General features: G+C 53.9%; 1 protein-coding gene. It reads right to left on the bottom strand.

Annotation, left to right across the window (positions count from 1 at the left end):
- Window positions 1-3: 3 nt before the first annotated feature.
- Window positions 4-1,476 carry an IS4 family transposase gene (locus QOL82_RS29095; RefSeq protein ID WP_283445816.1) on the bottom strand — a complete coding sequence of 491 codons (1,473 nt, stop codon included), beginning with the start codon at window positions 1,474-1,476 and terminating at the stop codon, window positions 4-6.
- Window positions 1,477-1,567 lie beyond the last annotated feature (91 nt).

Raw genomic sequence — 1,567 nt, 5'->3', positions numbered from 1 at the left:
CTTTCATTTACCCATAAGTTCTGTCCCGATATTGAAGCCAAGCTCAATGTAAATGAGGCGGGTCAGTCCGCGCCACATGACAGTATTGCCTGGCGGAGCATCGTGAGCACGGTCGAGGTATCCGCCCAGCCTCGCAATCTTGTTCAGATAGTGGGATAGATCCCCTGAGCCAACTGCGTTTCGCTTATCTACTACAAGCCGATCAAGCAAGTCAGTTTCGGCTTGAGTCAGTGCGAGCGTTGCCGGAACATCAGGAAGCGCGCGATTCATTATCGTCATCCAGAAGATGCGCCAGCTTACGATACAAAGGATGGACACCAGGTTCGCAAGCCGATCAGCTGTTCTCAGCTTCGCATCTTCTGCCTTACAACCTGATTTCAGAATTTTATGAAACGTCTCAATTTTCCAGCGCTGCGCATACCAGTGCAATTTTTCGATCGCCTCGGACCGTGACGACACCGGCAAGTCCGTAATCAGTTTCCAATCGATGGGTTTCCTTCCTCGAGGGGCGCCTCGTTCTCTTGCATGAATGACCGTCAGGCTCAGCGCTGGGTAGTTTTTCTGCTTGCCAATCGGAGGGAGAACGTGAACACGCCGATAGCGTAGCTCAAGCGTCGCCCAAGCCGGTTTGCCCTGGCTATCGACGACTTCGACATGATGTAGTCCCTTCACCCGCACTTCGTCCATCTCGTTGGCAATCGTGTGCCGCCCATCTCCTGCCAGACGGTCGACACACGTACGCACAAGGAAGTGAGTCTTTAGTTCACACGCGGTGCAGAACAATTCATAAATATCGCTTTCCCGGTCGCCTACATGCACGCACCTTTCCGGGTCAGCAAACAAGCGAGTCGATTGCCGCAAGTTCTCAAGCCAGCGGATACTTTCTTTTTGTTGAATCGGCACGCGGGTAGGATTGACCTTCCGCTTGAGGGCATTGCAACCCTTGTAGCAACGTCGGCTCCAGAACTTGATGGCTGCCAGTCCGAGCGGCACGCCCTCAGTTGTTACTGCCAGGCTCGAGTGCATCAGAATCCCGCACATGGCCTTGGTTTGCTTGCGCGCGACGCCGTTCTTCACAATGGCCTTATAGGGCTCGCCAATTGCCTTGGGGTTATTGCGATAGTAGGTAAAGGCGGTCGTATCCTGTAACACAAGAACAGGGCCGCGACAGGCAGCGAAGCGACCGGCCGTCGACTGGAAATGCCCAGCAAGAATAGCAGCCTCATTTACACTTTCGTTGGACAAAAACCGGTACGCGGCCTTCGTATTTGCCCAATCTTGGCATGCAAACGGAATGGGGGCACCAACATCACTTGCCAGTTGGCCCAGGAGCACGCGAAGTCGCTTCGACAAACGCGCGTCCTGAAAGTCGCATGTGCCGGTCTCTTCAGAAACCCAACTCGTACTGGCTTCGACGGCCTCGGGAACGGGCACTTTACTAACTGGAAAGGGAAACTGCTGAGTAAGCTTCGTCATCGTCCCACCTCTTCGGCATTGCCTCGGTTTCAAGTCTACGCAATGCGCATAAACGCGTCTGCCTCCAGCCAAAGTTGTGGGTAATTGAAAG

The sequence above is a fragment of the Noviherbaspirillum suwonense genome, from assembly GCF_900182955.1.
GTDB classification, from domain to species: Bacteria; Pseudomonadota; Gammaproteobacteria; order Burkholderiales; family Burkholderiaceae_D; genus Noviherbaspirillum_A; species Noviherbaspirillum_A suwonense.
This window is presented reverse-complemented; position numbering and strand designations above follow the sequence as displayed.

Coding starts and splice junctions, on each gene's coding strand:
- QOL82_RS29095 (WP_283445816.1), bottom strand. CDS start 1,476: ATGACGAAGCTTACTCAGCAGTTTCCCTTTCCAGTTAGTAAAGTGCCC.